This window comes from Paenibacillus sp. MDV22-iso6, from assembly GCF_058408365.1.
This window is the reverse complement of sequence record NZ_JBZVDZ010000005.1, coordinates 24,337-47,474: the sequence shown is the minus strand read 5'-3', so window position 1 is coordinate 47,474 and position 23,138 is coordinate 24,337. Positions and strand designations below refer to the sequence as shown.

General features: G+C 47.0%; 24 protein-coding genes. 14 read left to right on the top strand and 10 right to left on the bottom strand.

Translation table 11 applies throughout. The features are described from left to right. Positions 1-3: 3 nt before the first annotated feature. The 4 genes from AC4PM4_RS15220 to AC4PM4_RS15205 all read left to right on the top strand — a co-directional run bounded on the left by AC4PM4_RS15220 (position 4) and on the right by AC4PM4_RS15205 (position 3,054). Positions 4-1,047, top strand: a complete 1,044-nt coding sequence (locus tag AC4PM4_RS15220) for an ATP-binding cassette domain-containing protein (RefSeq protein WP_491613976.1) — start codon at positions 4-6, stop codon at positions 1,045-1,047. After that, on the top strand, positions 1,044-1,754 hold the full coding sequence (locus AC4PM4_RS15215) for a hypothetical protein (protein WP_491613974.1): 711 nt from the start codon (positions 1,044-1,046) through the stop codon (positions 1,752-1,754). Before AC4PM4_RS15220 ends, AC4PM4_RS15215 begins: the two co-directional genes overlap by 4 nt. Positions 1,755-1,855: 101 nt before the next feature. Further along, complete coding sequence (locus AC4PM4_RS15210; RefSeq protein ID WP_090805459.1) at positions 1,856-2,407, top strand: hypothetical protein; 552 nt, start codon at positions 1,856-1,858, stop codon at positions 2,405-2,407. Next, a complete protein-coding gene (locus tag AC4PM4_RS15205; RefSeq protein WP_090805461.1) occupies positions 2,407-3,054 on the top strand; it encodes a YdcF family protein in 648 nt (215 codons plus the stop codon). Before AC4PM4_RS15210 ends, AC4PM4_RS15205 begins: the two co-directional genes overlap by 1 nt. Before the next feature lie 46 nt (positions 3,055-3,100). Here the strand turns inward: AC4PM4_RS15205 and AC4PM4_RS15200 are convergent, their stop codons facing one another. The 5 genes from AC4PM4_RS15200 to AC4PM4_RS15180 form a co-directional block, all read right to left on the bottom strand. Further along, positions 3,101-3,274, bottom strand: coding sequence for a hypothetical protein (locus AC4PM4_RS15200; RefSeq protein WP_162842452.1), 174 nt, complete (start codon positions 3,272-3,274; stop codon positions 3,101-3,103). A gap of 25 nt (positions 3,275-3,299) precedes the next feature. Then, positions 3,300-4,064, bottom strand: coding sequence for a DUF4097 family beta strand repeat-containing protein (locus AC4PM4_RS15195; protein WP_072732431.1), 765 nt, complete (start codon positions 4,062-4,064; stop codon positions 3,300-3,302). A gap of 23 nt (positions 4,065-4,087) precedes the next feature. After that, positions 4,088-4,771, bottom strand: coding sequence for a TetR/AcrR family transcriptional regulator (locus tag AC4PM4_RS15190; RefSeq protein WP_063566337.1), 684 nt, complete (start codon positions 4,769-4,771; stop codon positions 4,088-4,090). Between the two features lie 330 nt (positions 4,772-5,101). Next, a complete protein-coding gene (locus AC4PM4_RS15185) occupies positions 5,102-7,192 on the bottom strand; it encodes an ABC transporter ATP-binding protein (protein WP_491613971.1) in 2,091 nt (696 codons plus the stop codon). 12 nt (positions 7,193-7,204) lie between these two features. Beyond that, the gene (locus AC4PM4_RS15180; RefSeq protein WP_063566335.1) at positions 7,205-8,950 is read right to left on the bottom strand and encodes an ABC transporter ATP-binding protein; all 1,746 of its coding nucleotides are present in this window, start codon (positions 8,948-8,950) and stop codon (positions 7,205-7,207) included. A gap of 531 nt (positions 8,951-9,481) precedes the next feature. Between AC4PM4_RS15180 and AC4PM4_RS15175 the strand changes: the two genes are divergently transcribed. Both AC4PM4_RS15175 and AC4PM4_RS15170 read left to right on the top strand, forming a co-directional pair. Next, complete coding sequence (locus AC4PM4_RS15175; RefSeq protein ID WP_024630313.1) at positions 9,482-9,778, top strand: HesB/YadR/YfhF family protein; 297 nt, start codon at positions 9,482-9,484, stop codon at positions 9,776-9,778. A 71-nt stretch (positions 9,779-9,849) separates the two neighbouring features. Then, complete coding sequence (locus tag AC4PM4_RS15170) at positions 9,850-10,299, top strand: NUDIX domain-containing protein (RefSeq protein ID WP_063566334.1); 450 nt, start codon at positions 9,850-9,852, stop codon at positions 10,297-10,299. Between the two features lie 124 nt (positions 10,300-10,423). Here the strand turns inward: AC4PM4_RS15170 and AC4PM4_RS15165 are convergent, their stop codons facing one another. The 3 genes from AC4PM4_RS15165 to AC4PM4_RS15155 form a co-directional block, all read right to left on the bottom strand. After that, complete coding sequence (locus AC4PM4_RS15165) at positions 10,424-10,939, bottom strand: hypothetical protein (RefSeq protein WP_063566333.1); 516 nt, start codon at positions 10,937-10,939, stop codon at positions 10,424-10,426. A 185-nt stretch (positions 10,940-11,124) separates the two neighbouring features. After that, positions 11,125-11,568 carry a DUF441 domain-containing protein gene (locus tag AC4PM4_RS15160; RefSeq protein ID WP_491614085.1) on the bottom strand — a complete coding sequence of 148 codons (444 nt, stop codon included), beginning with the start codon at positions 11,566-11,568 and terminating at the stop codon, positions 11,125-11,127. A gap of 5 nt (positions 11,569-11,573) precedes the next feature. Further along, positions 11,574-12,572: a YpdA family putative bacillithiol disulfide reductase gene (locus AC4PM4_RS15155; RefSeq protein ID WP_090805465.1), complete on the bottom strand. Its 999-nt coding sequence runs from the start codon at positions 12,570-12,572 to the stop codon at positions 11,574-11,576. Positions 12,573-12,748: 176 nt separating this feature from the next. On the opposite strand from AC4PM4_RS15155, the gene AC4PM4_RS15150 reads away from it, so the two are divergent. Continuing rightward, positions 12,749-13,342 (top strand): DUF2087 domain-containing protein, encoded by a 594-nt coding sequence (locus AC4PM4_RS15150; RefSeq protein WP_063566331.1) that lies wholly within the window; start codon positions 12,749-12,751, stop codon positions 13,340-13,342. A gap of 153 nt (positions 13,343-13,495) precedes the next feature. On the opposite strand, the gene AC4PM4_RS15145 is transcribed toward AC4PM4_RS15150, so the two are convergent. Next, positions 13,496-13,687 (bottom strand): hypothetical protein, encoded by a 192-nt coding sequence (locus AC4PM4_RS15145; protein ID WP_063566330.1) that lies wholly within the window; start codon positions 13,685-13,687, stop codon positions 13,496-13,498. A 138-nt stretch (positions 13,688-13,825) separates the two neighbouring features. Here AC4PM4_RS15145 and rsgA point away from each other — a divergent pair, with 138 nt between their 5' ends. The 5 genes from rsgA (at position 13,826) to AC4PM4_RS15120 (ending at position 17,961) form a co-directional block, all read left to right on the top strand. Further along, positions 13,826-14,917 (top strand): ribosome small subunit-dependent GTPase A, encoded by a 1,092-nt coding sequence (gene rsgA / locus AC4PM4_RS15140; RefSeq protein ID WP_256337825.1) that lies wholly within the window; start codon positions 13,826-13,828, stop codon positions 14,915-14,917. Between the two features lie 56 nt (positions 14,918-14,973). Beyond that, on the top strand, positions 14,974-15,312 hold the full coding sequence (locus AC4PM4_RS15135; RefSeq protein WP_063566329.1) for a L,D-transpeptidase: 339 nt from the start codon (positions 14,974-14,976) through the stop codon (positions 15,310-15,312). A gap of 65 nt (positions 15,313-15,377) precedes the next feature. Further along, positions 15,378-15,917: a GNAT family N-acetyltransferase gene (locus tag AC4PM4_RS15130; protein ID WP_090949161.1), complete on the top strand. Its 540-nt coding sequence runs from the start codon at positions 15,378-15,380 to the stop codon at positions 15,915-15,917. Positions 15,918-16,084: 167 nt separating this feature from the next. After that, positions 16,085-17,560 carry an aldehyde dehydrogenase family protein gene (locus AC4PM4_RS15125; RefSeq protein ID WP_090949163.1) on the top strand — a complete coding sequence of 492 codons (1,476 nt, stop codon included), beginning with the start codon at positions 16,085-16,087 and terminating at the stop codon, positions 17,558-17,560. A gap of 248 nt (positions 17,561-17,808) precedes the next feature. After that, the gene (locus AC4PM4_RS15120) at positions 17,809-17,961 is read left to right on the top strand and encodes a hypothetical protein (RefSeq protein ID WP_170867771.1); all 153 of its coding nucleotides are present in this window, start codon (positions 17,809-17,811) and stop codon (positions 17,959-17,961) included. 126 nt (positions 17,962-18,087) lie between these two features. Here AC4PM4_RS15120 and AC4PM4_RS15115 read toward each other — a convergent pair whose 3' ends face one another. Beyond that, positions 18,088-18,327, bottom strand: a complete 240-nt coding sequence (locus AC4PM4_RS15115; RefSeq protein WP_063566326.1) for a hypothetical protein — start codon at positions 18,325-18,327, stop codon at positions 18,088-18,090. 423 nt (positions 18,328-18,750) lie between these two features. Here AC4PM4_RS15115 and AC4PM4_RS15110 point away from each other — a divergent pair, with 423 nt between their 5' ends. Further along, positions 18,751-19,071, top strand: coding sequence for a hypothetical protein (locus tag AC4PM4_RS15110; protein ID WP_063566325.1), 321 nt, complete (start codon positions 18,751-18,753; stop codon positions 19,069-19,071). A 56-nt stretch (positions 19,072-19,127) separates the two neighbouring features. Then, positions 19,128-23,132: a type VII secretion protein EssC gene (gene essC, locus AC4PM4_RS15105; protein ID WP_090949165.1), complete on the top strand. Its 4,005-nt coding sequence runs from the start codon at positions 19,128-19,130 to the stop codon at positions 23,130-23,132. The last annotated feature ends 6 nt before the right edge of the window (positions 23,133-23,138 follow it).

Below are 23,138 nucleotides of genomic sequence, written 5' to 3'. Positions count from 1 at the left end.
TCTATGGGATGGAGGACAAGTAGATTATTCGATAAAGCAGGAAAAGCAACAGCAGACTTAAACGGACGAATCATATCGCTACAGCAGGTGAGCAAACGACTTGGGGATGTGCAGGTATTGAATGATATCAATCTGGAAGTAGGTCAGGGTGAGTGTATCGTCCTGGTGGGCAGGAATGGCTCAGGCAAAAGCACGTTGCTGCGTGTGCTGGCGGGTATGTTACTGCCTGACTCAGGCTCGCTGCGCAAGCCTATGCATGGACGGATTATGTATGCACTGGATGGACTGCCACGCCTGCCCTTCACCCCAAGAGAGTATCTGTGGGAAATGGGACGTATTCGAGGCATGCGCCCTGAAATATTGCGACAACGGATAGGCGAATTGAGTGAGCTGTTATTCGTGGGCACGGCGCTGGATCAGAACCTGCCTCAGTTATCCAAAGGTACTTTGCAGAAGGTGAATTTGATTCAGGCTTTGCTGCCTGGACCTGATGGGTTATTGCTGCTTGATGAACCATTGTCCGGTCTGGACGTTCCGGCACAGGAAGCAATTGTAGCTTTGCTCAGACAGTGGAAAAAGGAAGGAAGCCAGATCGTTACAGCTTGCCATGAGCCATTGCTGATTGAACGTCTCGCAGATCAGGTCATCGTGTTACAGAAGGGAACGGTGCTGCGTCGCTGGAGTCAGGAAGAATTGCAGCAAGCTGGTGAGCCCGCTGTGAGTATCCAAAGTGTGATGGAAGGGCTGGAACAATCCGTTATCAAATCGCTGCTTGTTGATCAACCGGGAATCATTGCATGCCATTGCGGCATGGTTCGTCAGGATTATGGTCGAGAAGTATGGGATTGGAAGGTGTCACGCAGTTCGGTAGATCGGATTATTGGAATGATTCTGGCAGCTGGCGGTTCCATTGTGTCTGTACAGCCGGAAGAGAGCCGATTAAATATGGAAGGATTGATGGAGGGGCGGCACCCGGGTGAGGTTATAAGCAGGGAAGTTGCTGAGAACCTTTCCTCCATATCTACGGCAGGAGGCGACCTCCAATGATCTACTTGACTCGTTATTTGTTAAAACATTACATACGTTCACAGAAATATGTTGCGCCGGTGATCTTTTATATCATTACGATGCTTCTTATCTATTCCTACAAACCTAATCCGGTTGCGGATAGTTATAGCGTTACGGCCATGCTGCTCTTTTTTGGTGCGGCCTGGCTGGGCTTGACGGTATTGAATACGGAACCTGCGGGGCAGTATCAATTGCTTGTTCTGCATGCAGGAAGCAAACGCAAGGTTGTCTTCGCACAACTGATCTGTGCGTTGATCATGCAGTTTGGTCTGACTGCAATTACCGTGTTATACCCGGTTGTTACGGGCATGTTTGGAAGGCTACCGAGTACTGGAGAGTGGATCATGGCTTGGGCCGGACATTTGGCGTTGTCGCTCTTGGGTCTGGGGCTCAGTGTTTTCTTCCAAAAATCATACATTCCCATGCTGAGTCGCAGCATGGCGCCTTTCATTGTGGTGATGTTATTATCGTTTGTCCAAGGTTCATTAAGCGGACGTTTGCCTGAATCCATACAGTGGGTTGTTAAGATTCTGCCACCGGCATTTTATTTAGTGCGTGAGATGATGTTATTTGAAGAATCGAAGTTGGGGGCTGTTGTTCTGACGACAGTGTGGGCTATACTCTATGCCATAGTTCTACTCATCATTCATATATGGTTATCGGGAAGAAGGGATATACGGAGTTAGAGGGCTATTATTCCGTTTAACTTGAATGTTGGTCCATGTTTCGTTACCATAGAGGGACGTTAGAATGGAATGTATTGTACGGAGATAAAGGGGGCTCGCTTATGCAAAAGATAGACATGCAGCATGGTGACATGCTGGACAGCGAACACTCCAGAGAATTGTTTGCATACTACGGATTGGCTGTATATTATGGACAGGCGCTTGAACAGCAACTGGTCAATCTGATTTTATTAATGAAAATGTCCCAGGGCAAAGTTGTTTCCGAAGAAGATCTGGAAGATCTGTACGAACGGAAGATGAGCAGTTCACTCGGGCAACTCATTCATGAGGTGCGTCATCATTTTACTTTTTCGGAGGAAGAGACTCGTCAGTTGAATGAACTATGGAAGCAGCGTAATAGCATTGTACATCACTATTTTAAGGAACGAATTCATGAGACATTCAGTCCTGAAGGACGATCACGTATGATCAAGGAGCTGGAAGATTTCAAAGACCGTGCACAGGAACTGGAGATTAGTCTTCAGCAGTACACAGGTGCCTGGATTGCAGAGCTGGGGCTGGATGCTGAATCCGCGGCAGCGCTGCAGACACTCGAACGTATGCATGCAGAGAGCATGCACGCCCGGGCACTGGAAGAGGATGAATCATTGTGATGAAAGGCAAGGCCCGGATACGTAAAATAAAAAGCAGACACTGGCTTGTAATCTCCATTGCATCGCTAGTACTGATAGGAGTCATATGGACAATAACTACAGCATCGCTCATCTGGGCCTACACCGATGAGGAATCATCCAGACAGAGTGATGCAGCCATTATCCTTGGTGCAGCCGTAGAAGGGGACAACCCATCACCCGTATTTCGCGAACGTATTGAGCATGCCATTTTATTATATCGCCAGGGGACGATCAGCCATCTGCTCTTTACTGGTGGTTCTGGCAGTGCAGGAGAGCGTGCCGAAGCCGAAGTAGGACGAGATTATGCTGTTGCACATGGTGTAGATCCGGCAGATATTCAAATGGAGACGGAGTCGAGAATTACGGAGGAGAATCTGGTGAACTCGCTTAGCGTTGGGAAACAGGCAGGGTTTCGCACCTACACCATTGTAAGTGACCCGCTACATATGAAACGGGCGATGAAGCTCGCTAGCGGACTCGGCATGGATGCCGTCCCGTCCCCAACACGAACGACGGCTTACCAGACCTGGCGCAGCCAATTTCCTTTTCTGGCAAGAGAAACAATATTATATATGGGATATATGGTCAAAGGATGGATAGACAATCCGCAGCAGCACGGAAAGTGACTGGTCTGCGCGATTGTCTTTTTTTGCTCATGTTGATGCGGCGTTTCTATGTTCCGGGATAATTAATCGCTGCACTAACCAGTGCAGCCACCCCAAAACCGATGAACCACCAAGGCCAGCGCCGATGATTGTTTTTACGTATACCGATGAACAAACTGATGATCCCCGCAAGTAATACCACGGTAGCCAAGCTGCTGCCAACAATCCAGCCGATGCTCATATGTTTACCTCCTCTATATGGAATGTTAAGAAGAGCTCCCTATGGTGAGCTTCCCACCTCTGACCTCTGCTTGAAATGGATAAATACCGTTACGATACGTATGTTGATTATGATTGGATTGAAGCGGGAGGTCACTGCTGAATCGGCCCCCAGCCTGCTTGAAGTCTAACTTGAATCCATCGTTATCTGCTGGGATTCGCACTTCAACGTTACAACCTGTGGAGCGGCTATCCAGAGATTGAAGCATCGTTGAGGAGTGAATAGTGAGTTGGCTGCCTGCCACTTTGGATTGAATATGGGTGAACTGACCGGATAACTGAACAGGTGAAGAAGTGGATTGCAGTTGCATATGTTCGGCATGGAGGTCTGTTGCTGTCACCCGACTGCCCACGGATCGTAGACGGATATGCTGGGCATGGCCAGTTAAGATGAGCTTGCCGGATGTACAGTCACAATCCCATTGTTCCGAAGAAACGTTATCTACAAGAAAGTGAGAACCAACTCCGTTGATCGATAGCCTTTTCAAGACCGCAGGCGGCAGTACAATGTGGAGCGATGTGCGGCGAAAGTTAATGCCCAGCGGAAAAGCTTGTTTTCGTCCATCGATCAGATGTAATAAACCGTGGCTGACGTTAGCTTCAAAACATCGAGTTCTTGGAAAACGAGCGGAGCCCCATTGAGTAACACGAATAACCGCTTCTGTACCTTGGCTGATATGCACTTCGCCTTGCATCCATTCCAGAGAAAGGGCGAGAAGGGGTTCTTCGGACAACCATTCCTTGCAAATCATATGTCTATTAGGTTTCAAAATGGTTATCCCTCATTTCTGTCATCCTCTTCATCCAGAATAGGATAAGCGCCCATCGCAGCATGTTGGTCTAGAATACGTTCAATTAGCGATTCACTCACAATATCGGCACCAAGCATGTTCATCAACCGCTGTAAAAAATAAAGACGTTGCTTCGTTTCGGTCGAATTGCGGTCAAACAGTGTTGGATTAATCCATATATTGACCAGCATCATGAATACTTCTGCACAAGCTTCGGGATCTTCGGTATGGATAGATCCATCTGTAATGCCTTCACGCAAAATCGCTGCAATCACCGGTGCATCGATTCGCACGGCTTGTTGAATCCCTCGTACAATGAACACTGGATTTTTGATCTGGGCTCGAAGTACGCGATCCAAGGAATGAGCCTGTTGATCAGAGACGACATGCTCCAAAATCTGAACTAACTTGTCTCGTGCTGGGGTGGTCGTTGTATTTGTAACTAAGTGATCCAGCATTTGAGCCGTATAGTTGAACTGTTGCTCCATGACCGCCTCCAGTATTTCCTCTTTGGATCTAAAGTGATGATACACAGCTCCCTTGGACATGCCTAGGGTAACAATGATGTCCTGGATACTCGTCTTTTCAAATCCTTTATCTGTGAACAACTGCGCAGCGACGTTCAGAATCTGCTGTACCGTCTGCTCAGGGTGCTTGTTTCTGGCCATAATAACCTCCTTATATTTTAGATACCGACCGTTGGTATGTATAATACAGAGAGATGTTTCCATTGTCAATAAGAGGAAATCAGAAGGAGTGAATACACGAAGGAAGTTTATATCGATCAAATCTTGAGTTTATTGAGAAAAGGTAAGATCAAGAAAAGATAAATAAGCGCGGAGAAAAGTAAAGTGGGACCAGAGTAAAGTAGATTGAGCAACCAACCTTGTTTCGGATTTTGCGTCATGGACAAAATAAAACCGATCTGCCGCAGACCAAGAGGTCCGCGGGCATATCGGTTGGTTGTTGAAGTGTATTTACATTTATTCCTGTTTTACTTACACGCTGCCTCCAGCAAAGGAAGAAGTGGTTCGAATGGCCTCGCCCAGTGGGTTGTTTCCATTCGTATCCGGTGCTGCTTGAGCACCTTGCTGTAACTGATACATCTGATAATAGCGACCTTTAAGTTCCATCAATTCATCATGAGCACCTTGTTCAACGATCCGTCCGCGATGCAGAACCAGAATCTGGTCTGCTGAACGAATGGTGGACAGACGGTGGGCAATGATGAAAGTGGTCCGTCCTTTTTTGAGGACTTCGAGTGCATTTTGAATCAATGCTTCCGTTTCCGTATCAATGTTCGCTGTAGCTTCATCGAGAATCAGGATGGCTGGATCGAATGCCAGTGCACGAGCGAAGGAGATCAATTGCCGTTGTCCGGCAGATAATGTGCTTCCTTTTTCGATAACCGGCTCGTCGAATCCTTGCGGTAGATGGGCGAGAATTCGCTCAGCACCTACATCGCGCAGCGCCTGTTCAATCTGTGCACGAGTAATCTGCTCATCCCCGAGACTGACATTGGAAGCAACTGTACCCGTGAATAGGTACGGATCTTGCAGTACAATGCCCATATGTTCGCGAATCCACTGTTTAGGCAGATCCTTCACGTTCTGACCATCAATCGTGATCTTGCCCTTCTGTGGATCATAGAACCGGAACAGCAGGTTGATGATCGAGCTTTTACCGGAACCGGTATGGCCCACTAGGGCGACCGTTTGACCTTGTGATGCTTTGAACGAGATGTTATTCAGCACATAATCTTTTTTATAAGCAAAGGATACATCGTCAAACACGACATTTCCTTTGTATCTCGGCATTGAGCCATCGGTTACCGGTTCACCTTTCTCATCCATCAGTTCAAATACACGTCCGGCCGATACCATAGAGGAGTCCAGGTTCGCGAGTTGGTTCACCATACCTGTAATTGGCTGGAACAAACGTCCGAGAACGTCAACGAATGCATACAGCACACCCAGTGAGATGATACTCGTACCGTCCAGCACACTGGAACCGAAGTACCACAGAACAACTGCAAAAGCGATATTCCGCAGGACGTTAACCAGGTTGTGTGAGGTGAAAGCGTTCAGGTTAAGCATTTTATTCTGGTGTTTCATATAATCATCATTCAGATCCTCGAACTCCTGCTTGGTCTGTTTCTGATGACGGAATACCCGGATAATGGACATCCCTTGAATGGACTCGTTAATAATCGCATTAATCTCGCTCAGACGTGAACGAATAATCGTATTGTAACGAGTGGCGATTTTACGATAAAGCACAATCCACAGAACCAGCATCGGCACAACGAACAGCGAGATCAATCCGAGGCGGAAATCCAGCAGGAAAAGCGCAATGTACACTCCAGTAATCGTAATGATGCCTGAGAAAAAGTTCGAAAGAACCGCAACGAACAGATCCTTGACGGCTTCGGTATCGTTGGTAACCCGAGAGACCACTTTACCTGCGGGCAGGTTATCGAAAAAGTGTACCGGCAATCGCTGGATATGTGCATACACATCGTTACGAAGTCTTTGGATGACTTTGTTGGCAGATGATTGCAGCCAGTATGTTTTACCAAACTCCATAATGACTGAGATAACAAGGAAGATCATGTAATACACAATCAGTTGATAGATGCTTGGCATTTCCGGTTTGTAAAAGGCAAAGAGTTCACCAGCGGATAAAGGCACCGCCGCATATTGACCCGTCACTTCGCCTGCGCGTGTAACTGTCAGTGTTCCGTCCGCGTAGGTTCGATCTCCATCGGGGGCACTTACGGATTCATTCACAAAATAAAAACTTCTACCGGCTTGCAGTACGCGTACCTCGTTACCTTTCGTTTCATCCGATTCAAACCGGCCTTCACGTTTGTAGTTCTTTCCATTGTAGACCGCCGCTTCGCTTGAAGCTGTAGTCTCATAGAAAGGTTGCTCAATAGCGAGCAAATGATTATCGATCATGGACTTGGCGATGAAAGGGCCGGCAAGTTCAGCCGCAACTCCAATCGTAAGCATAATTAAAGCGGCAATAAACGTACCTTTGGCTTTTAGGGCGTATTGAAGCAGCCGTTTGCCTGTATTAGACTTCAAAGCGTTGACCTCCTACGTGGACAAATTAGACTCCACCTGCTGCCGTTCATACTGTTCACGGTACCAGCCGTTCATAGCAAGCAGTTCCTGATGGGTTCCTTCTTCCGTTATTTTCCCTTGCTCCAGTACGATGATTCGGTCAGCGTGTTCAATAGCGGACAGGCGGTGAGTCGAGATCAGCGTTGTTTTGCTCGAGCGTTTATTTCGTATATTTTCAATGATTTTAGCTTCAGTTCGTGCATCGACGGCAGATAGAGCATCGTCCAAAATCAAAATGTCTGGATCGGCGATAAAGGCACGCGCCAGCGATACACGCTGTTTCTGTCCACCGGACAGCGCAATTCCTTTTTCACCAACGAGTGTGTCCAGACCATCGGATAAAGTGCCCAGATCTCCGTCAAAGGCTGCGGTGCGAATCGCTTCCATAATCACATTATCATCAGCACCCGGCTTGCCGAATTGAATGTTCTGACGGACTGATTTGGAGAACAGCACCTGTTCTTGCGGAACATATCCAATCCAGCTGTGCAGGTCATCTTTGGCGATATCCTGAATCGGATGACCGGAGATGCTTAACTTACCAGATCCAGCCGGGTATTCATGAAGCAATTGTTTGAGCAAGGTGGACTTGCCGCTACCTGTACGTCCCACGATCCCTAGTGTCTGCCCACGTCGAAGTGAAAAGCTGACATGACTGAGATTATCGATGGTAGAACTAGGATAACGGAAGGTAACATCCTGCATAGCGATCTCTTCCGGATTAGTAATATGAGCAGGTTGCTCAACATCTTTCACGGCAGGTTCTACAGATAGCGTCTCGTTAACCCGATCGAGTGAGGCACTACCACGCTGCATCAGGTTAATCAATTCGCCAATCGCAAACATTGGCCAGATCATCATCCCCAGGTACATATTGAACGATACGAGATCCCCTAGGGTAATTTCATTATGAAAAACAAGATAAATGCCGTAGGCAAGTGCAATCACATAACTGAGTCCAACACATAACCGGATGGTAGGTTCGAACAGTGCATCCATCTTGGCAACGGCCAGATTTTTGCGGTACACATCTTCAGTGACATCAGCGAACCTTTTCTCATCCAGACGTTCCTGAACATAGGCACGCACGACTCGAATGCCGGCAATAGACTCAAGCACCTGATCGTTCATATCCCCGAATGCATCCTGTGCCAATGTGTATCGTTGATGGACGGCTTTACCATAGATCATCATGGCGATGGCGATAAAAGGCAGAGGCAGAATTGCGGCTAGGGTCAGTTTCCAGCTAACCAGAAAACCCATGGCGAATAATACGGTTGCCAGAAAAGCAGTGGAGTCTGTTAACGTCAGCATGCCGAAGCCTGCTGTGGTAGCAATGGAACGAAGATCATTTGTGGCACGCGCCATCAGATCGCCGGTTCTGTTTTTCTCAAAAAAGGGCGGGGTCATTCGCAGCAAATGGTCCATAAAGCGTGACCGCAGCAAGCGTTCAACCAGATTGGCACCGCCAAACAGTTTGTGCATCCATATGTACGTTGTCAGATAAATAATGATGACCGATCCTAGAATAAGTAAAATGTAACGTGTAAGTGAGGCGCCGGTGATGGAACCGCGTACAATCTCGTCAATGGCATTGCCCAGAAGACGAGGTGGCAGCAGTTCGATGACGCCCACCATAATAAGCAAGGTGACACCAATGAGGTATCGTTTGCGCTCCAGCCGGAAAAACCAGGCTAGATTTTTAAGTACAGAGAACAAGTGGTATCCCTTCCTTTCAAGTTCGTGAAATGCATGTTCCGTTCATGTTTAGCCATCTGAGCCCACAAAAAAAGACATACCGCACGCAGGCGGTATGTCTTGGGTATCATTCATACGGCAGCATGGCTCCGAGAGCAGAGCCACCACCGTAGATAAAGTTCGATTGTGAGAGTACAAAACAGCAAACCTGATTAGAGGCTTCTGTGATGCGGTCTTATGAACGGAATAACGATTTCATGGGTGCTCCGGTATTTAGTTGTATGCTGAATTGATGTAGATCGTCATTGTTAAACACCGTAACCACCCTTTCTTTTTTGGTAATAAATTGCATGTAGATCTCGTATGTTTGCATCTTAACACCGACTTTTACAATCTGTCAAACGTTTTTCCAAAACAGAAGATGCTGCGCATTATGATGGAATTATGACAAGTGAATGAACTTTTTTTGCGTATTTGGGGTGGATGAGGTTTGTAATCAGGCCATTGTAGCGATATGATGGAACATATATATAGAGAAGGAGCTGACACCAAATGAGTACCATACATGTATCTGACCGCGCTGCTCGCTGGTATAAGGAAGAACTGAATTTGAACGAAGGAGACAGCATTCGCTTCTTCGCCCGTTATAGCTCCGGCGGAGGTCTTCATCCAGGCTTCTCCCTCGGAATCGCCGTGGAGGAACCGAGACATCCTGCTGATCAAACGAAGGTATCGGGTATCCAATTTTTTATGGAAGATCATGATTACTGGTATCTGAAGGGTCATCAACTACATGTAGATGTCGTTGAAGAAGGACAGGATATCGAATATCGCTACACCGAGATTTAACGTAATATCTCTGCGTATAAAGAATGGCTCATCACCGGTCGCACCGATTTTCGAACAGGAGGAGATACGACATGAATCCGCCAGCCCGAGATTTGGCCCAGTATATCGCGAATCGCTCTCATATTGTTGTTAAGGCGGCGGTTCGGGCCGAGAATGAACAAGGTGAATTATTGCTGATCCAGCATGCTGAACACGGACATTGGCGTATTCCTGCGGGACAGATGCGCCCGGGAGAAGCCATTGAGGACACCGCGCACAGGGAACTGTGGGAAGAGACGGGGTGGACCACCAATCATATGACACTTGAAGGTTTGCATTCCGGTCCGAATCTGAGACATTTGCATGCCAGTGGGGATGAAGAATATTTTGTCATTGCCATGTTCAGGGCACAAATTGTTCAGGATTCGCTCGTAGAATCCCGAGTAAATAGCGAAGCAGGGCTGAAGTTTTTTGATCTCAAATCATTGCCCAGGCTGAATGATCTTAGCCGCTTACTGCTCAGGTTTTCCGAAATAGAATAAACACAACAAAGAAGACGCCTTTCCTGCCGGGAAGGCGTCTTCTTTGTTGTGGCAGTCAGTAATATATGGCCTAATATCCATGATTCGATGATCATTCTTGTGAAACAGCAGGCCACGGTCCTAACTAGACTTGATCAAGCGGTTCTTCATCATCCATCGCAAAATCAAAGTCGTCAATATCGAAGACCTGCACAGGAGATGCCGATTCAATAATACGTGCGATCAATTCGACCTGATCAGTAAGTATGGGGGTATCCAGGCGCTGTGAAGTGAGAAGCAGTTCAGTCTCAATGGGATCAAAATATTCACCATATTGTGCGGTATCAACCGCATTAATGATGGCGATGGAGACCTGATCACCAAACAGAATGGACGGACTCTTAGCCCAGGGAACAGCCAGGGCGCGCTCTATTTTTTTCTTATTCAACGGTTCTTCAAAATAAGAAATCATTTCGTTAATCTTGGATTTCACATGCTGGTCATCCGCCGGATTATCCATCAAAGGGTCAGGGCTGGTCTGAAATTCATATAACTCAAGGATGGTGGTGTAAGGAACAATATATTCAACAGGCGCCGGCGGCGCGAGTAATTGACCGTAAATAGCCACCATCACGGCTTCTGTTACAAACTGACGTGACATGGTTCCTGAATCCTCCTGCGGCCATTAATAGTTGCGAGGTGAATCAATTTTCTTTTTGTATGAAGGATCATCAAATTGATTTCTCTGCTATGGACTTGAGTGCTTGAATTGCATGAATAGAAGTATATCATACAACGATGGGAAAAACAGCCAGTCAGCAGAAGGATGTCAAGTCCCAACTTTGATCATGATTTTCCGAGCAGTAAGGATAAAATTCCTGCTGCAATCAGGGGACCGACCGGTACACCCTTGAACAAGCCAACCCCAAGCACCGTACCAATAAGCAGCCCGGCAACGACGGTAGGCTGTGTACTCATTAGCGTAGCTCCTCGTCCGCCCAGATGAGCGACAATTAATCCTACACCGATGGCGAGCAGCGACTTCCAGTGCAGAAAAGACTCTCCAATCGTCTGCAAACTGATCTTGCCGCTGGCGAGAGGTGCCATAACACCAATGGTCAGGATGATGATACCGATCGTAAGTCCATACTTTTCCAGCCACGGAAAAGCCTGATTAAGGTTCAGCACCCGCAGCAACAACAGAAATACCATGGCTACGGTTACGGGTGTATTACTGCTGATAATACCTAGCGCGGCAAACACGAGCAACAGCAGTGAGGTCATATCCATCGATTTCATTCCCCTTCGGTCTGCCCGCGATGACGACCTACAATATGTTCTGCAATATATCTTCCATGCCAGCGTCCGGATTCAATAAACACTTCATTGGCATTGCGGCCTGATGCAATTACTCCACCAACGTATATGCCTGGTACGCTGCTCTCCATTGTCTGTGGGTCATATACGGGTTTATCCATATCCTCAGACATCTCCACACCTACGGAAGAAAGCAACTTGCGGTCAGGGCGGAATCCGGTCAAGGCCAACACAAAGTCGTTGTCGAGTTCACTTGTGGATCCATCAGAATGCAGCAAACGAATGGAATCGTCCAAAATTTCATTTACACGTGAGCCAAGGTGCAGTGAGATTTTTCCTTTTTGCACCATGCTTTCGAACAATGGACGAACCCAGGGTTTAATATGTTCCGAAACACCGCTCCCACGATAAACCATGTCAATATGTGCACCGACACGAACCAGTTCCATGGCAGCATCGACAGCTGAATTACTGCCTCCAATAATGGCGACACGTGTACGTGTGTAAGGATGAGCTTCACGGAAATAATGAGTGACTTTATCTTTGTCTTCTCCGGGAATGCCAAGATAGTTAGGATGGTCAAAATAACCTGTAGCAACAACGACATTTCGTCCTTCATGAACGATTGTCTGCCCACGCCGATTGACCGTATGTATCTCGAACGTGCCATCGTCTTTGCGTTTGATTTCTTGGGCTTCCTCATAGTTATGAACACGCAGGCCGAAATGTTCGGCTACCTTGCGATAATAGGCGAGTGCCTCGTAACGAAATGGTTTGTCGTTCGGTGTGCTGAACGGAACATTCCCGATCTCAAGCAATTCCGCTGTACTGAAAAACTGCATATGGGTTGGATACAGATAAATAGATTGGACGATATTGTACTTCTCAACAATTACAGCGGACAGTCCCAGCCGCTCGCATTCAATGGCAGCAGATAGACCGCATGGGCCTCCGCCGATAATAATGACATCTTCCATGTTCTTAATCCTCCTTATTTCAAGCACTATAATCCTACCGTAAATATGGGTTTAATGCCAGTTCAAGAAGGATACGGACGTAAAGAATTGATCTTGATCCTGGGGAATTGACTTAGAAGAGGAAAAAGACTAGTATCAAATTAGATGATTATCTAAACGAAAGCGAGTTGAACGAAATGCAACTGGAGAAGATTGTGGCTTACCATAAAGCCCTGGCTGATCCGACCCGACTTCGGATGCTGCTGCTGTTATCCCAGGGAGAACTGCATGGTCAAGCGCTTGCCGAGAAGCTTAACTTGTCTCAGCCAACCGTTACGCATCATGCATCCAAGCTAAGAGAAGCGGCGCTAATCAAGGAACGCAGAGAGAAAAATACGGTGTTTTTCTCACTCAACCCCTATTTTATCCGGGAGCACGCGCAGGCTTCAGTTGATTTTATTTTTAGACAAGAGGAGGTTGCCGATATGAGTGATGTGAATGAGACGCTGAAGGCATCGGTGATGCGGAATTTCTTCTCGAAGGATGGACGATTGCGTCAGATCCCGGCTCAATACAAGAAAAAGCTGATTGTACTGGGTCATTTGGTAGAGCAGCTTGAATTCGGACGGAAATATACGGAGAAAGAGATTAATGCATTCATTCAAAACTATCATGAGGATTTTGCCACTATTCGTCGGGAGTTTATCATGCACCAGTTCATGTACCGGGAAGATGGGATCTATGAACTGAATCCGAAGGAAATGTGGACACGGTGGGATCAAGTAAATTAAGTGAAAAATAATTAGACTTGACAAAAGCGGTTGAAGCTGTGTAACATGATGGATAATTCTACAAGGGAGGCGATGTTAAATGACAAATCTAATGGCAGTATACGTTAATTTGAATATGAACAGCGTCTCCGGAACGGATCAATGCATGTAATTTTACGGCAGTTGGGCAGTATTGTTCGCAATATTGTCCATATGTACGTAACACAGAATAACATGCACAGATGAAGCCACGGGTGACGTACCCGTGGCTTTTTTGTATGCCGAAAATGGGTTGTTTCTGGATAACGAGTATCGGATTGTCGTAATGATGCGTCCGATATGAATGCCATACAAACAATCATCCATTCGGCTAACTTCTTATTGCCGCGGGTGCAGTGCTGCTCGTGGCTTATTTGGTTTTGATGCCGGAACGGAGCGTTCACTGTTGATTGTTGTCAATGTCAATGAAGGATAACACACCATTTATCGGGAGGAATTTTTATTTTGAATAACACGATGGAGAAATACGGCTGGTCTGCAAAGTGGCAGGAGTTGTGGCAGCAGACGGGTATGGAAGAACAATTAAGAAAACCAGCAAGAATTATTGCGGATCATGGGCAATTGCTTCGCCTGATTACGGCTGAGGGAGAATGCTGGGGACGGGTATCCGGTCGGATGCGTCATGATCATGAGGAGACGGGCATTGTACCAGCCGTTGGGGATTGGGTCGCTGTTACAGGGCAAGCTGGAGAAGAAGCCATCATTCACAGCATTGTGCCACGTCAGAGCAGGGTATCCAGACAAGCCGCTGGTCCAGTGACCAAAGAGCAATTGATTGCGGCGAATGTGGATACATTGCTGATTGTTGCCGCTCTTAATCATGATTTTAATCTGAGACGGCTCGAAAGATACATTATGATGGCCTGGAATGGTGGAGTCAGACCAGTCATCATTCTAAGCAAAAGTGATCTGAGCGAGAATGTGGAAGAACAAATTTCGCTGGTGGAAGGCATTGCTCCGGGGATTGAAGTGTTGGCGATATCGGCTGTTCAGGACCAGGGCAAATCTTTACTTGAAAAATTTCTGTCTCCAGGCACAACTGTTGCCTTGACGGGTTCTTCCGGTAGTGGCAAGTCTACTCTGGTCAACTGGATGATGGGCGAGAGTGTACAGCTCACGCAGGCCGTTCGTGAGGACGACAGCCGTGGACGACATACGACCACTCATCGGGAAATATTTGTACTGCCGCAGGGAGCGGTATTGATTGACACGCCGGGAATGCGTGAACTCAATCTGTGGGATGAAGGTCAGGATGGTTTGTCACATGCCTTTGGTGAAATTGAGCAGCTTGCAACGGAATGCAGGTTTCAGGATTGCACGCATACCCGGGAAGCCGGTTGCGCCGTGAAAGAGGCTATTCAGGAAGGTTCATTGGATGAAAAAAGGCTGGGCAACTACTTGAAAATGCAAAAGGAACTGAAGTTTCAGCAGCGCAAGGAAGAGGCCGCATCCAAACGACGGACTGCTTCAAGCAAACCCGTCAGTTCCCGCAAACCGAAACATGTCCGCAGTACAAAAGACTGGGAAGAGGCCTGAGGCCTGGTGGGCATCCCTCTGTATCCTGCATAGGATAGGTAAGGAGGGATGTCATCATGCCAGATTACAGCATCATCGTAGACCTGTCGGATCACATGTTATATCTTTTGGATGGCCCGCAGGTGGTTAAGGGTTATCCTGTCGCTATAGGCAAGATACTCACGCAGACGCCTAATGGCGTGTTTACGATTATTAACAAACAAGAGAACCCAGGGGGACCATTTGGCGTTCTTTGGATGGGGTTGTCGGCGCCGCATTATGGGATTCATGGAACCAATGATCCTTCGTCCATTGGTAAGTCCGTTTCTCATGGATGCATACGCATGTATAACTCGGATGTGTTGGATCTGTCTTCCAAAGTGTCAGTGGGCACACAAGTAACGATCCGGCCCTAGGGCCGGATTTATCCAAAGAAGGGATTCTAAAGTCACGGCGTGGCCGAGAGAAAGGGAGTAATAACATGCGAATCAGACCAGCGCGTGAAGGGGATGCGGAAGCCGTAGCCCATGTACATACAGAGAGTTGGAAGACGACATATCGAGGGATCGTGCCGGATGATTTTTTGGACAATCTGACTACGGAATCAAGGTTGTCCCAATGGGAACGAAATATCCGTTCTGGCGAAAAGGATCAGATTCTGGTGGTAGCTGAACAGGAAGATGGGAACATTGTCGGATTCGCCTGCGGTGGAAAGGAACGTGAAGGCAAATTGCCTTACGATGCTGAGTTGTATGCTATTTATTTACTGAAAGAAGTGCAACAAACGGGTATAGGTCAGCAACTGGCGAGACACGTCGTTCGTTATCTCCATTCCCTGGACATGAGGAACTTGTTGATCTGGGCACTGGAGCAAAATTCAGCCTGTCGTTTCTATGAAAAAATGGGCGGAATCCCTGTCCAAACACAGTATATCCGGATTGGCGGACAAGATCTGTTAGAGGTTGCTTATGGTTGGGAGGACTTGACTCTTTTTGGAGAAAAGACGGTTCCCGGTAGTTGAATAAATGCAAATTTGGCTGAATGTGTTGGGCATTGAGGAGCATTTTCCCGTCAGAGGATGAAAGGATTCAGCTATTTTTCACGTTTGCGCAATCCTTAACAAGGTTAATGAACTACTACACTGCTTTGAGGTGAGACATTCAATCTTGTTTGGGAGGCGTTATTCAGATGACTTTAATGGAGACAGAACATACAACATGGACGAAACAATTTATTAATGGCGAATGGGTAGAAGGCTCCGGCGAGAAAATAGTGGAAAATAAAAATCCGTACACGGGAGAGGTCATCGCAACCTGGCGATCCTCGAACAAGGAAGATATAGATCAGGCATATGAGGCGGCCCGAAAGAGCTCGGTGGAATGGAAGAAATCCCTGCCGGCGGTAAAAGAGGGTGTGCTTCGCAAAGTTTCGGCTTTAATGGTAGAGCGCAAAGAAGAAATTATAAAATTGCTGATTACGGAATCCGGGAGCACACGCATCAAAGCCGAGGCGGAGTTTGCTTCTGCGAAACGGATTGTGGATGAAGCTGCTTCGTTCCCTTACCGGATGAAGGGGGAGATTCTACCTTCAAACACACCAGGGAAAGAGAATCGTGTTGTGCGGGAGCCCAAGGGAGTTATCGGCGTTATCGGTCCTTGGAATTTTCCTTTGCACCTGTGTCTGCGTTCCGTAGCTCCGGCTATTGCTTTGGGTAATGGAGTCGTTATTAAGCCTGCGTCTGATACGCCGATTACAGCTGGTTGGCTTATTGCTGATCTATTCGAGCAGGCTGAATTGCCTGAAGGTGTACTGAATGTGGTTGCTGGGAGCGGGAGTGAGATTGGGGATTATTTTGTAGCACATCCGGTAGCCAAAGTCATTTCCTTTACAGGCTCCACAGAGGTGGGGCAGGGCATCGGCAAACTGGCGGGTGAGCATCTGAAAGAAACTGCGCTTGAACTTGGCGGCAACAATGCGATGGTTGTCCTGGAAGATGCGGATATCGAACGTGCTGCAGAGTCTGCGGTGTTCGGTAAATTCCTGCATCAGGGGCAGATCTGTATGGCACTTAATCGTATTATTGTGCATGCTGATATTTACGATAAGTTTGTGGAGTCCTTTGTTAACAAAACGAAAAAAATTCAGGCTGGTGATCCTGCTGATGCCCAAACGCTGGTAGGTCCGCTCATTCGTGAGAAGGAAGTGGAGCGCCTGCTGGACTTGATTAAGAGAGCCGAGGCAGAAGGTACAAGATTGTTGCTGGGTGGCACTAGCAAAGGCAATGTGCTGGAGCCCACCGTGCTCGCGGATGTGAAACCAGAGCAGCATATTGTGCAACAGGAACTGTTTGGACCTGTCGCGGTATTAATGAAAGCGCAGGATGAGCAGGAGGCCGTGCGTTTGGCGAATGATACGCCTTATGGATTGAGCGGTTCCGTATTCACCGGAAATCTGGAAAGAGGGTATCAAGTTGCCCAGCAGATTGAATCGGGCATGGTGCATGTAAATGATCAATCCGTGAACGATGAGGCTCATGTGATGTTTGGTGGTGAGAAATCATCGGGTATTGGTCGTTTCGGTGGCGATTGGGCTATTGAAAAGTTCACGCGGACACGCTGGATCAGCATTCAGCATCAATATCGGGATTATCCGGGAGTGCAATAGTTCGACAGTGAACATGGATTAGAAAATACTTTATTTTATAATCAGATAGGGTTCGGGAAAGAGTGACAAAGATTGCGCAGAGTCCGCCTCATGCTTGATGGGGCGGCCTTTTGCATGTTTTTACACATTTGAAAAATAGGTGAGGAAATGGTGTGGAAAAGCTGTTTGGTATACCTGTAATCTGGTTATTTATGGATACACGGGCAGAACAGATCCGTAAATCCAATAGGTAAAGGGGCCTGAACTTCATGTCCATTGACCGTTTCATTCTGAGAAAGCTGAATACTTGTCAGGAAGAAAATACACGTGATAATCTGGTTCGGTTGTTTGTCATTCGAATCCAAAAGGCCGAAATGGAAGAAGAACACGAAAATGCTTATGTCGTCAGCCGATTGCATTAGAAATAGATAAAAGAGATTCTGTACACAAAAAAAGGAAGCTTGTCCTTAGCGGCAAGCTTCCTTTTCCTTATGTTCGCGAATGAATGAATTCGCAGTTTCCATGTTGAATTAAACAACTGACTCATCTTAATAAAGCGATAAGGCGAGGGAGTCATTTTCGCTACGGCTGTGAAGAATGGCTTCACCACCGACAATCTCAATACTAATCAATGATTGCAGACATTTCTGTAAAGCACGTTTACCATTGCTAATTTTGTTCTCAAGTGCACTGCTAAGCAATCGTAGTGTCTTTTGTACAGGTTGTTTGTTTTCTTGATTGAAATATACAGGGATTGATTTGTTTTGAAAAGTTATTAGTGTTCTCACTAGAAATCACCTCACGAGAGTTATTTCTTACTGGTTATATTAAATTCCAATGCTTAAAATTACCTTAAAATCAGCTTATGAAAACATAAAGGTGTGCAATGTTTGAAAAGTGTTCACAATTCAATTGTGGGCGAAGCATTAAAAAGTCCCGAAAAATCAATTTACAGATTCCATTTATATGGAAGAAAGACATGTAGTTTCGCATCCTTGCAATAATTAACGTGACTACTGCCTCGAAAGTTCTGAGTCGAATGGACGATATTTTAATATATACGTGGGTCATATGTAACAAAATTACAGGTTGCACATTGCAAACAGGGTGTTTATGTAAGAAAATAGGGATGGAATATCGTTTCATCTGCATTTTTTTGATTTAATTTGACACTAGGACAATTTACATATGAGACCATGGGAGGGATTATTTTGATTCTTACCGTGTATTCCGGCCGGGAGGAAGGCGAGTGGTTCGACATCGAGGTCCCGGATGAATGTACTATTGAACATCTGAAGACATTGCTGGGAGTCCGCATCTTCGGGCAGGCACCGGGAGAGGGCATTCAGTACATCCTTGAAGCCAAATTTCCGGAAGGATTGTGGTTCTCGCCACAGAACGCACAACAGTTAATGGAAACAGGGCTGCGTCAAGGAAGCTGTGTGCGAATCCAGCGGGCGTTCTCTACCACTTCTGAAGAAGCACCTGTGTATGGAAGACGTTCATTGTTTCAACAGGACAGCAACGAATGAACAATCTAGACGTATATATTGATTACGGCAATGAAATATAAGGAGGTCTTCTCTTCGTGAATGTGTTATATCAGCGTTCTCCAAGAATGACACCGGTTCTCAAGGAAGAAAGGCTGGAAATTCTGAGGCCTCCGGCAGAACCAAACAAACCTACGTTTTCAATGATTTCTATTATTGTACCGATCATGATGACGATGGTCAGCATCGGTTTCTACGTATATATCAATATGAGCGGCAAAATGAACAATCCCAATTATATGATGTTTCAGATGATGACGGTTATGATGATGCTTACGTCATACACGATTCCGTTTTTTGTGTATCTGAGCAACAAGAAGACCTATCGCAAAAAGCTGGAAGAGCGTACTACTATGTATCGAGCACAACTGGAGAAGCATCGTGAAGAGCTGAAGGAAGCTCAAGCGGAGCAAGTGAAGAGTCTGTACGAAATTCATGGTGATCCGAATGTATGTCTTCAGTTGGTGAAGAATCGCAACAGTTCGTTATGGGAACGTTCTCCTGAAGATGATGATTTCCTGCAGGTACGAATTGGCACAGGCGAGATTCCGTTTCGGATCAAACTTCAGGTTCCTCGTGTGGACGGTTACGAAAAGGATGAGTTAATTGAAGCGGCTCATGAATTGGCAGCTGAATTCGAGACGGTGCCCGAAGCATCGATTACACTGCCTTTATTTCAATCGAAAGTGATGGGTCTGGTCGGCAATCGTGAGGAAGTTCTTTCTTCACTTCGAGTGATTATCTCACAACTGACCGTTCGTCATTCACCGGATGAATTGAAGATTGCTGCCTTTTATGAAGAAAAGGAATCGAAGGAATGGGATTGGCTACGCTGGCTGCCCCACATTTGGGATGAAGATCAAGGACAACGCTATATGGCCGACAGGCACAGCGGTGCGCATCAATTGGCGGACAGCTTGTTTTCCGTGTTGAACCGTAGGCGCAATAATAAGGAAGATCGCTACAAGAAAACCGTGCAAACTCCATGTTATGTGGTGGTTCTCTCGGATACTCAATTAATAGAAGAAGAGCCGCTGCTTCCTCTGCTGCTGGAATCAGCTCAGGAGATCGATGTATGTACCATCATATTGGCAAACCGTAAGGAATCGCTACCCATGCATTGTCAGTTAATTATGGAGGCTTCCAAAGGCAAAGGGCTTTATATCAAAAAAACCGAGGATGCCGACGTGATCAGGCAAGCGTACACGCCAGATGTGATCTCCAGAGAGTCCGCAGAGGCGCTCTCGCGTTATATGTCACCGATCCGTCTGAAACGATCATCCGCTTCGGATATACCACAGGTGCTTCCGTTGTTCGACATGCTAAGTACATCACGAGTAGAGGATCTGGATGTGGTCGCACGCTGGAGCCAGACACGATACCCGGACACACTTCCCGTACCTATGGGCGTGCGAGCTGGGGGTAAGAAAATTGCGATTAACTTACATGATAAAATTGAACGTCAGGGCCATGGCCCGCATGGCCTGATCGCAGGGACAACAGGTTCAGGCAAAAGTGAAGTTATCCAGTCGATTGTGGCCTCTTTGGCTGCCGAGTTTCATCCGCATGATCTGGCTTTTATGTTAATTGACTATAAGGGCGGCGGGATGTCGAATACATTTGTGGGCTTGCCTCACGTCGTCGGCACGATCACCAATCTGGATGGGAATTTGATTGAACGAGCCAATATCTCACTGCGGGCCGAACTGGTCAGAAGGCAAAAAATATTAAATGATGCAGGAAATCTCCAGCACATTGATGAGTACTACAAAATTCTGCGTTCCAGACATGAACAGCCTCTGCCGCACTTAGTTATCATCATTGACGAGTTTGCGCAATTGAAGCGGGATCAGCCGGAGTTCATGGATGAATTAATCAGCATAGCGGCCATCGGCCGGACACTAGGTGTACATCTTATACTGGCAACTCAGAAGCCTGCAGGTGTGGTCGATGATAAAATCTGGAGCAATTCGCGTTTCCGTATCTGTCTTCGCGTTCAAAGCGAAGGGGATAGTCGGGATATGATCAAAATTCCGAATGCGGCCTGGATCACCAAGCCGGGTCGTGGATACTTCCAGGTAGGCAGTGATGAAGTGTTTGAGGAAATGCAATTCGCCTGGAGCGGTGCGCCATATAATCAGCAGGAAGATACAACGACGGTACTGCCTGTTATGGAAGTTCGTTTGAATGGGAAACGTGAGCCACTATTGACTGGAGAGCGCAGAGCTGTGCTCAAAGGGGAGGATGTGCCCAAGCAGCTTCAGGTATTCATTGATTATGTGGCGGAAGCGGCAGCAGAGGCGGGGATCACCCGATTACCGGGACCCTGGTTGCCACCCTTGCCTGAGACCCTGGAATGGGAAATTCTCAACGACTGGCAGGAAGAAGAGAATCGTGAGGCATTGCTTGACGGGGGTGCCAGTGGCCTGAAACCTGTAGTTGGACTGCTGGATGATCTGCCTAATCAACGACAGCAGCCGCTCGCACTTCCGGTGGATCAGGGACATCTGGTTGTATACGGTATGCCTGGTCTGGGGAAAACGACGTTTGTGCAAACCTTGCTGATGTCACTGGCCCGTTCTAAGCGGACTGAACCTTGGCATGGCTATATTATTGATATGGGCCGGATGATGAAGGATTTTGCTAGTTTGCCTCAGATCGGTGGGGTAATGATGTCTGAAGAGGAAGATCGGATCAAGCGGTTATTCCGGTACATCCTGAAACTGTCGGCACAACGCAAGGACATGATCTCGGAAGCCGGGGTTAAGACAATATCAGCCTACCGTCGCACAGCCCATGCAGCTGTGCCGCAAATTGTAGTTGTTATTGATGGTTATCTTTCTTTCCGAAATGCGTATCCCGAGGAGAATGAACTTCTGGAAACGATCCTTCGTGAAGGCGGCAGTCTGGGAATCACATTTATCCTCACGGCCAACCGTGTTACGGATGTATTTGAGAAATTCAGAAGCAATATTCCCAATGCGGTTTCGTTTGAATTATCTGATCCAAGCGACTATTATTACGCAGTGGGTCGGCCGTCCAAGGCACCTAGCCAGCTTCCACCAGGAAGAGGACTGGTCAAAGGACAGGTTCCTCCATTGATGTTCCAGGCGGCGTTGCCGTCATCCGGAGCAGATGAAGGCAAACGTTCTTCCGCTCTGCGCCGCACGATTGCAGAGATCAGAGAAAGCTGGAACGGAGAAGAAGCGCCGCAGATTGCGCCGCTCCCGGAAGAGGTTAAGCTCAAAGATGTGCTTATCCGTACAGGAACCTTCGGGCAAGTTGGAGACGTATCATCCTTAACAGTACCCGTAGGTTTGCTAACCGATGATCTGGAACCCTTCCAGTTAAATTTGCGTGAAGGGCCACATTTCATGGTTACGAGTCCGATGGAAGGTGGCAAAACGACATTTTTGCTGACCTGGATGTTATCCCTTGCCTATCATGCGTCTCCTGAAGACGTGCAAATATACACGGTAGATATGCGGTATGGTTCCGGAGGACTGGGGGAAATCAGCAGTTTACCCCATGTCCGTGGACATGTATCCCGTGAAGAACAGCTTGCACCTGTGATCCAACAGTTGTACGATGAAGTTCTAAAAAGAGGCGAGTTAACCGGTGGACCGGAGATCGTTCTCGTTATCGACGATGCGGATACGTTATCCAAGCAATTAAATGATTTTAATGTGAAGGATCAATTGGGAGCGATCGTTCGTCAAGGAAGGGATCGAGGCATACATGTGATTCTGTCAGGAGTTCCGGCAGACTTCCCAACCTTTGGTTCTGACTGGGTGAACGATGTGAAGGCTTCCCAGAGCGGATTGTTGTTCGGGACTTTAGACCCTAATGATCTCTCGTTCTTCCGTATACCTTATTCGGAATCCGGAGGGAGTTCAACTGGGCTGAAGGTACTGCCTCCGGGTCAAGGTTATTATGTTAAACGTAAATATTCCAGGGTTAAAGGTGCAATTCCATGTGATGGCACCTGGAAAATGACCGATTGGATTTCTGAAATTCGTGACCGATGGCATGTTGTAGTTTGAGGGGAG

Bases quoted from the DNA above. Each gene is read 5' to 3' on its own strand.
- AC4PM4_RS15220 (WP_491613976.1), top strand. From the start codon at position 4: ATGGGATGGAGGACAAGTAGATTATTCGATAAAGCAGGAAAAGCAACA.
- AC4PM4_RS15215 (WP_491613974.1), top strand. From the start codon at position 1,044: ATGATCTACTTGACTCGTTATTTGTTAAAACATTACATACGTTCACAG.
- AC4PM4_RS15210 (WP_090805459.1), top strand. From the start codon at position 1,856: ATGCAAAAGATAGACATGCAGCATGGTGACATGCTGGACAGCGAACAC.
- AC4PM4_RS15205 (WP_090805461.1), top strand. From the start codon at position 2,407: ATGAAAGGCAAGGCCCGGATACGTAAAATAAAAAGCAGACACTGGCTT.
- AC4PM4_RS15200 (WP_162842452.1), bottom strand. From the start codon at position 3,274: ATGAGCATCGGCTGGATTGTTGGCAGCAGCTTGGCTACCGTGGTATTA.
- AC4PM4_RS15195 (WP_072732431.1), bottom strand. From the start codon at position 4,064: ATGATTTGCAAGGAATGGTTGTCCGAAGAACCCCTTCTCGCCCTTTCT.
- AC4PM4_RS15190 (WP_063566337.1), bottom strand. From the start codon at position 4,771: ATGGCCAGAAACAAGCACCCTGAGCAGACGGTACAGCAGATTCTGAAC.
- AC4PM4_RS15175 (WP_024630313.1), top strand. From the start codon at position 9,482: ATGAGTACCATACATGTATCTGACCGCGCTGCTCGCTGGTATAAGGAA.
- AC4PM4_RS15170 (WP_063566334.1), top strand. From the start codon at position 9,850: ATGAATCCGCCAGCCCGAGATTTGGCCCAGTATATCGCGAATCGCTCT.
- AC4PM4_RS15165 (WP_063566333.1), bottom strand. From the start codon at position 10,939: ATGTCACGTCAGTTTGTAACAGAAGCCGTGATGGTGGCTATTTACGGT.
- AC4PM4_RS15160 (WP_491614085.1), bottom strand. From the start codon at position 11,568: ATGGATATGACCTCACTGCTGTTGCTCGTGTTTGCCGCGCTAGGTATT.
- AC4PM4_RS15155 (WP_090805465.1), bottom strand. From the start codon at position 12,572: ATGGAAGATGTCATTATTATCGGCGGAGGCCCATGCGGTCTATCTGCT.
- AC4PM4_RS15150 (WP_063566331.1), top strand. From the start codon at position 12,749: ATGCAACTGGAGAAGATTGTGGCTTACCATAAAGCCCTGGCTGATCCG.
- AC4PM4_RS15145 (WP_063566330.1), bottom strand. From the start codon at position 13,687: ATGGATGATTGTTTGTATGGCATTCATATCGGACGCATCATTACGACA.
- AC4PM4_RS15135 (WP_063566329.1), top strand. From the start codon at position 14,974: ATGCCAGATTACAGCATCATCGTAGACCTGTCGGATCACATGTTATAT.
- AC4PM4_RS15130 (WP_090949161.1), top strand. From the start codon at position 15,378: ATGCGAATCAGACCAGCGCGTGAAGGGGATGCGGAAGCCGTAGCCCAT.
- AC4PM4_RS15125 (WP_090949163.1), top strand. From the start codon at position 16,085: ATGACTTTAATGGAGACAGAACATACAACATGGACGAAACAATTTATT.
- AC4PM4_RS15120 (WP_170867771.1), top strand. From the start codon at position 17,809: ATGTCCATTGACCGTTTCATTCTGAGAAAGCTGAATACTTGTCAGGAA.